Raw genomic sequence first — 7,561 nt, forward strand, 5'->3', positions numbered from 1 at the left:
CCACATGCTCCAGATACCGCTCGCCCCACTCCAAAAGCAGCTCGCAGCCCGTAAGGGTCTGCCGTTCCTGCTGCTCCCTGGCCCGCATGGTTTCGTCTTCCTCCCATTCCTTTGCGGCCCTCCACTCCGGGCCGCCTTTCTTGCCAGGCGGGAACATTCGAGAAGCAATCTGCTTCCCGTTCACAATGATCCGCGCCATCCACATGTTTCCTCGATCTTTTCTCAGTGTCGGCATGGAAATACTCCAAAACGCGCCCCCACTGAAAACGCCAACGGCTACCAATGCGCTTGCCGCCAAGTTCCCCTGCTACGCGTTTTACGGTGCGAGGGTCAAGGCGCAAAGCTTGCGCAACTTCTGCCAGCGTCAAAATGGAATCCTGGGCGTGCATTGCTTGCAAACCTTCCGCGTGTGATCAACGGATACGCGGCCCCCGTTGGAGGGTGTAGAAAATCTACTGTGCCAGACTGCAAACTCTTTCGGCAGGGCATTTGCGGCAATCGTGCTCAACTCCTGTTTGGTTGCGGCAATTGGCCATGCTCTTAATGCGCCCAATAGCCTCAAACGACCCCGGCACCCATAGGGCCTCAGCATTGTGCAGCATAAGACCGATTTCTTCCAGCGGCCCGGCAATGCCCATGACAGGCGTGCCGATGGCCTTGTCCATTCGGATCTACACGGCGCAGTCTTTGCCAAAATCGATTAGGTAGAGAATGCGGGCTTGGATCAACCGTACGGCATGCAGGTGGCGGTGGGACGCCACGGTATAGACCGTCAATAGATCAGTGCTGGTTGCTGGGGCGTTCATGCTATGGCCTCTCCTTTGCTCTAAATTTTAGCAGCAAATTGGAACCCACAGTGTCAGCTCAATGCCCAGATAATGGCTGAGGTTGTATACATATACTCCCCTAAACTCCTCATGCACCCACGTATGACTCTTTCATCCTGTGGAATCGATACAGGAGAAACATGCTATTTGAATTAATGAGGATAAATTGCGCACACGTCTTCCTTAGGAACTCGATTGCTTTTTGCTGAGGGAGCAACGCAGATTTTTGTAGAAATTTCTGGCATAGATTTTTCCCGCCAGGGCTTAGCCATTTCACGTTTATAAAGCTTCAAAACAGGCATAATCTGCCCGCGCGCGGCGTTAACTCGTTGACCAAGCTGCCGCCCTGCACCAGCCTCAAATTCATTAAAAAGGTTTTTGGACAGGTCGGCTTCACATCATGCATGACGTACCTCAGGGGAAAACCGACCGCCGGAACTTATGCTGCTGGGTAAGCATATCAAGAATGTCGTGGTGCGTAGCCCGCACGGGCAGCCTTTGGCGATTAGTGGTGATGTGTATGTGGCCCACGCCCATCCTTATTGCAGCGGGCTGGCTTGGCTGCCGTTTTTTTAAAAATAAGGGGAGGGTCTAGGTAACTAGCTTAAATTATCTTTAACCGTTTGTTTTAACATTTGTAATTGTTCTCTTTGGCCACTGTTGTTAAAACGCCATTGGTATGATTGGTTCCGCTAGCAAACAACTCACTGTGATTTATACGAAGGTGCTTGAATTCGCTTACATCAAATGCATGTAACGGTTAAAAGAGTCTGTACAAACGATACTGCCCGGCGTTACCTGTTTCCAAATGTGCCGCCTTGTCATCGGGAATAACCCCACCGTGTAAATTTTGTTATTTAACTTTAGCAGACCCCCAATAGAGACGTTTCCACTTGCTCCACGTCCCCGCTTGCCTTTGCGCTTACCGCCGAAGAGGACTCATCAGCTTCTATCTCTCCGGTTAATATTTCAAGCTGTTCGCTATTGGCGTAGATCAATTGACGTAATCGACGGGGATAATAGTTGGCAGTAGCTTTGTGAACTGCAACCAAGGAACCCGCCGTGCGAGCAGTTGCACCAACTACAAATAATTCTATCAGCCTATCCTGTTTGAGTTTGCTGGGATGGATTTTCTCATGGGTGAATTCTAGGCGATTTACATTATCTGGGACAGCCACAAATTAAATTACAAAACGCCATCAAGCATACTTGGACAAGTAATTCCAATATTCCATTTGAGTTCATGTCTAAGGCAACTTTCAGATGCGTTGCATTCGATAAGGACAATTTTGAAAGATTTCTTCGACAGACATGTGAATCCATCGTCATTCAGAAATCACTGTCTGATGGATCAGGTACCCAGCATCCTGGAGTTCTGCTCCATGCATCACACCAGCAGCTCTGAAAACAATTTTGGTGATGACGATGGGGTATACATAGCGGATTGCTTGTGGGGGCTGAGATCGCAGGAAGCTATACTTTAGTGTTACTAAGAAAAGGATGTTTATACATCGTCATATTGTCCCCCCCCTTCCTGAACAAGAAAAGGATGCCGACTTAGGTCTGCAGTACGTTCTTATAGGGATATTCCGTCATTGATGCGGTATTCACATCCTTTGTATCGATATACGATGTCGTTCCTCTTTGTTGTAGAGACAACTGAAACCGCTCCAGTGGATGAAACAAGCAACCTCACTGCGCCAAGCGCTTTGACAAAGTCAAAGCATTCTTGTTGCGGCCAAAATAGGATATTTTTATGTTTCCGTATGGCAGAAATAAGCTGCTGATGCGCTTGAAGACGTTGCTCCTTGCTCTCCCAGTCATACTGGTAGCGCGTCGAGAAAGGGTGATCAAGATAACCGAATATTCCCCGTGCAGCATATTGTGCTGCAAAAGCATCGACATGGGCACGCACGCTCTTTCCCTGGCGGCTATAGCAGTCCCCGTGTAGCATGGATTGCTGGCTGATGCTGACAATTTTTCCATCAGCAAAGGGGACGATTCCTGCCCGGCCGAGTAAGTATTCCGGGTCATTATGAATAATGCCGGACACAAAACCAGCGAACCCGGCTTGAATCATACCCTGAACGGCATATGACGGATTGGTGTGAAAAGGGGATACGGCAAGGTCTGGTGGCGGGGTGTCTGGCCATGTTTCCGCAAACCAGCGGCGTGATGCCGTAGCCTCATGGGTGACACCCTCTATGCTGCTTCCCCAGTTATATTGGTGGGTGTGGGTATGGGACAGTAATGTTCCCTCGGCCCTGCGTACGTCCTCAAGCAGGGCTAGGTCAGCAGGGCCAAGTGCAAGGCTGGTTTTGACGGCAAGCGAGAAGGGAATGCCCTGGCCTTCATACCATGTAAAAATATCGCGGGCAGAGCCGACATCTTCGTCGCAATCCAGGCGCATTGTGACGATGCATTGGTAGCCGTACGGCGTCTGGCAGAGGCAGGGTAGGCAGGGCAGATGGTCAGAGCGCCAGTCGCTGACAAAGCGCTCAATGACGCTCCATTCCGTACTGTCAACAGGCCCCACGGGGCGGGAACACCAGAGAACAGAGGCCTTCGGGGTATCAAAAAGGGTCATGTACGCGCCGCAGTGGGCCTCTTCACCCATGTGCTGGTTGTATGCCCCGGCCAACTCTGTGGCCTTTTCCGCCGTAAACCCGCCATGAGCGGCCCATATGGAACCATCCGTGCGGATTCTGCCAAACCCAAGGTTGTTCCACTCATCGGCATAATCAAAGCGGGTGAAAGGCCTTTTACGCATGGCGCAAGAAAGCCCTCCAAGCAGACTATGCTCTCCATAGCGCAGATAACCGGGGCTCTGATTATACGGAATATCCCCATTGGCAGGGGCGCAGATGTCCAGTTCTGCCCAAGCAGAGTAGGGTGTACTTTGTGCGATTCCAAGAGCGCTGGTCATGTCTGCTTCAGGCGGGCCAAAAACAAGCAGCTTTCCCCGGGGGGGGGCTCCTCTTTGCCATGATGAGTCTTGACTACAGTGGGCGATGGTGCAGTTGCCCATGAGGGAAAGACGAAGGGGCGCTCCAAAGCTCCGCATCATTGCAGCATGAAGAATTTCCACGGCAGTATTTTGCGAAAATGAAAATGACATCTGTTGATTTTCTCTCGGCCTCCACCGCAAAATGGATGGAGACCGTGTCGTGGGCTGTTGCCCAAGTGTTAAAAATGGATTGCCTTCTGATGGAGAGAAATCACAAATAATGAGAGAGCCCCCCAAGCTTTATGACGTGGGCAAAGCTTGCCAACGCATGGCGTAACGCCTCGGCAGCACTAGCCTTAGATCAGGCAGTACGCCTCAGGTGTTTTTCCAGAATATCCACGATACGCCGGGCGCTCTGCCCATCGCCATAGGGGTTGCGGGCCTGACTCATGCTTACATACATGTCCTCGTCATCAAGAAGGCGATCAAGGTGTGCAGCAATGGTCGTAGCCTGTGTTCCCACCAAGACAGCATTCCCTGCCTCTACTCCTTCAGGGCGTTCAGTGGTTTCGCGCATAACCAGCACCGGTTTGCCTAGAGCCGGTGCCTCTTCCTGAATACCTCCGGAATCAGTCAGTACGACATGCGCCGCTTGCATTAAGGCCACGAAGGGGCGATAGGACAGAGGATCAAGCAGTAATATATTATCCTTGCCACCCAAAAGAGAAAAGACTGGCCCGCGCACCAAGGGGTTTAAGTGTACTGGATATACGAAAAAGACATCCTGTCGGCGCTCACTGACTGCCAAGATACCTCGACAGATTTCTTCAAATCCGGCTTCATAACTTTCACGGCGATGTCCAGTGACTAAGACCATTTTTTTCCCTTTAACAAGGGCCGCTATCACGGGCTCAGGCAGAGGAATATTCTCTTTTTTTACAAGGTCTCGTGTCCAGAGCAGGGCATCAATGACAGTGTTTCCAACCACAAAAATATTTTTACTTGGTACACCCTCAGCTAACAAGTTACTCTGCGATGTATTCGTTGGTGCGAAATGCAATTCGGCTAGTGAGCCAGCAATTTTTCGATTTATTTCTTCAGGGAAGGGGGCAAGGCGATTGAAACTACGCAGGCCGGCTTCTACATGCCCAAAAGGAATATGCCGATAAAAGGCTGTCAGCCCCGCTGCCATGACTGTGGTAGTATCTCCTTGAGCTAAAACCATATCCGGCTGTTCTTCCGCATACAACTCATCCAAGGAGGAAAGAAGAGCGGCGTTTAGGGAGGCCAGGCTCTGCCGCTCTTTCATGAGGGCCAAGTCACGGTCAGGATTTAGCCCAAAATCATTTAAAGCTTGACTCAGCATTTCTTTATGTTGACCGGTGGAGCATAGTAGAGTGTCAAAATTTGTGCGCCTACGAAGCTCCATAGCCACAGGAGCCATTTTCACAGCTTCCGGCCTTGTGCCGATTAGAATAAGGATGCGATGCATATCGTTAAGCCCTTTTGCTTAAAATCTTTTGATACGTTGCTACCAATTGTTCAGCCGCTCGCTTCCAAGTATAATGTTCACGGATAAAAACAGACAAAGTCGGCGGTTTGGGTTTTTTCATCGCCCGCAAGATCGCCTCACGCATATTTTCCACGTTATATGGGTCGAAATATTCAGCAAAGGTGCCAAAATACTCTCTCGTACAGCCTTCTTGAGTCAATGCCAGCCTGGTTCCACCAGCAGCGGCCTCAAGCGCCGCGAGGCCAGGCGTCTCAAGCGTTGACGGAAGCACCAAAATACTCGCGGCGGCGTAAGCCGAACGCTGCATTTCGCTCCCGTGGGCCAAGTTTTCGACGAAGTGTACAGTTTTTCCGGCAAGTTTCCGGCATTTGGTTGCGTATTCGGACTCTCTGCTTTGCCCGGCAAGCACGAGAGGAATTGTAGTGTCGGCAAGCGCTTCAATAAGACGCAGTTGATTTTTTCGTTCTTCAATGTTGCCCATGCACAGGACAAAAGGCTCAGGGATGCCGTACTGTTCGCGAAATATGGTGGGTGCAACAGGAGAGAAAAAAATATCACTGACGCCGTTAACTATGGGAGAAAATCGAGTCGGCTCTATGCCAAACAGCCCAGCAAGCTGGTCGCATTCAGCCTGCGAATTGGGAAGGATGTGTGTTGCCATGCCAAGTAGCCAGCCAATATCTTGCAAATTATATTTCTCAGGTTTGTCTATCCACACGATGGGGGAAATAATCAGAGGTTTTCTTCGAACCTCAACTGCGTGGCGGCAAAAAAGCCATGAGGCCCCCATGACAGAAAAATAGTGAACTATGTCAGCAGCCTCAAATTGTGACTGTGGGCTCCACGGATCGTAGCGCAAAACACGCACGCCTGCATCAAGAAGGTGCTTTTCGTACTGCAATAATTGCACTTCGCCGCCGCCGGGGCAGTCAAAGGCAATGGGGTAGGTGTTGAAGAGAACAGTGATGGGTTCAAGCATTATCTAAAGGGCCTCATGGTTTTTACGAGCGCTTTTTTGGCGATCTGTCCAACCGCTTCTGGTGAATGGCATGCCAAGATATGCTTGCGTCCTTTTTCAGATAGTGACCTAAAATTGTTTGGATTAGCTGCAAATTCTCGCATATAATTTGCCGCGTGCTCAACATCGGCATCGAACCACTGTTGCCCTTCGCCAAAAAGGTATTCTTCCGAGTTCACATCGATCAATTTGCCGTTGACAGGACACGCAGTTTCCGTCGTGGTGAAGTCAGTATTTCCTCCGAAGTTACTGGCGATCAACAACTTTCCAAGAAACATCGCCTCGGCTAGCAGTCGACCGAAACCCTCAGAACGATGCAAGGAAACAAAAGCATCGCAGGTGTTCAAGAGCAACGTCTGCTTCTCAGTAGCATAGCGCTCGTTTAAAAATATTACCCTGTCGCCAAGTTGGTTCGCATCCTTCAGTTCCTGCCATGCTGCCGAGTGTCTTTCGGCATTCATGGTTTTGATGAGCAGACAAACGTCAAGATTTTTTTCAGAGAATGCCTGATTGAAGGCTTGAATGACAGCTAGGGGATTTTTGCGGGCATAGGAGGCATTTGAGTCATAGCAAGTCAGAAAGACTATCGTATCAACGTCAATATTTAACTCTCGCCTCAGGTCTCCATCTATTTTTTGCAGACGAATAGTATGAGGCACATATGTAACAGGTTTGCCGCAGGACGAAAAAGCTTGCGCTATAAAAGTGCTTGGGGCCCATATTTCATCCAGCTTTTCGAGGGCGAATGAGGCGGATTTCGGCCATTCAGGCAGCTCCCAAGGGCAAAGACCGATGTTGTAGCGCCCGGCCCACCATTCTGGAGGTGTGTTTAGCTGGAGTCTATAAATGTCCTGAGCTGCTAAACACATGATATTTACAAGCCCATGAGGGGCAGCGAGAGAAGTCAACGGCGTTCCGTTGCTTGTGGGGGCAAAAGGAGTAATATCTAGCAAAGATGCTTTTATATCCTGCCCTTTGAGGACCTCACACATACTTCGAAAGTCTTCGCCCACTCCGCTTACAGTGTCGGCCCAACCAAGGAGAGAAACGGAATCTGAGTGGCGGGTATCAAGAAAAGCATATGAAAAATTTGAGATCTTATATGCTTTGGAGGCATTCATGTTCTCCCACGCATGAACCTGCCAAGATGCGGCAAACATGTCTTCAGGCAACTCCAAATCATTGCCCAGGAACCAACGGACAAATTCTTTTTCTTTCCCCTCTTGAAGTCGTGGGCCCTCGGAAACAGCAGCGAG

6 protein-coding genes and 1 pseudogene are annotated in these 7,561 nt (G+C 50.0%); all 7 read right to left on the reverse strand.

Annotation, left to right across the window (positions count from 1 at the left end; genetic code table 11):
* Positions 1-235: hypothetical protein (locus QM579_RS13470; RefSeq protein WP_414999644.1), on the reverse strand; the 235-nt coding region annotated here is incomplete at its 3' end.
* Positions 236-452: 217 nt separating this feature from the next.
* Positions 453-665, reverse strand: a complete 213-nt coding sequence (locus QM579_RS13475) for a hypothetical protein (RefSeq protein WP_414999645.1) — start codon at positions 663-665, stop codon at positions 453-455.
* Between the two features lie 829 nt (positions 666-1,494).
* Positions 1,495-1,957: pseudogene (locus QM579_RS13480) on the reverse strand (transposase); the annotation flags it as partial.
* A 446-nt stretch (positions 1,958-2,403) separates the two neighbouring features.
* The gene (locus tag QM579_RS13485) at positions 2,404-3,945 is read right to left on the reverse strand and encodes a hypothetical protein (protein ID WP_414999646.1); all 1,542 of its coding nucleotides are present in this window, start codon (positions 3,943-3,945) and stop codon (positions 2,404-2,406) included.
* Between the two features lie 190 nt (positions 3,946-4,135).
* A complete protein-coding gene (gene wecB, locus QM579_RS13490; RefSeq protein WP_414999647.1) occupies positions 4,136-5,266 on the reverse strand; it encodes a non-hydrolyzing UDP-N-acetylglucosamine 2-epimerase in 1,131 nt (376 codons plus the stop codon).
* A 4-nt stretch (positions 5,267-5,270) separates the two neighbouring features.
* Positions 5,271-6,197 (reverse strand): glycosyltransferase, encoded by a 927-nt coding sequence (locus tag QM579_RS13495; protein WP_414999648.1) that lies wholly within the window; start codon positions 6,195-6,197, stop codon positions 5,271-5,273.
* Positions 6,198-6,265: 68 nt separating this feature from the next.
* Positions 6,266-7,561: glycosyltransferase family 4 protein (locus QM579_RS13500; RefSeq protein ID WP_414999649.1), on the reverse strand; the 1,296-nt coding region annotated here is incomplete at its 5' end.

This window comes from Desulfovibrio sp. (assembly GCF_047607245.1).
In the GTDB taxonomy this organism is placed as follows: Bacteria; Desulfobacterota; Desulfovibrionia; order Desulfovibrionales; family Desulfovibrionaceae; genus Desulfovibrio.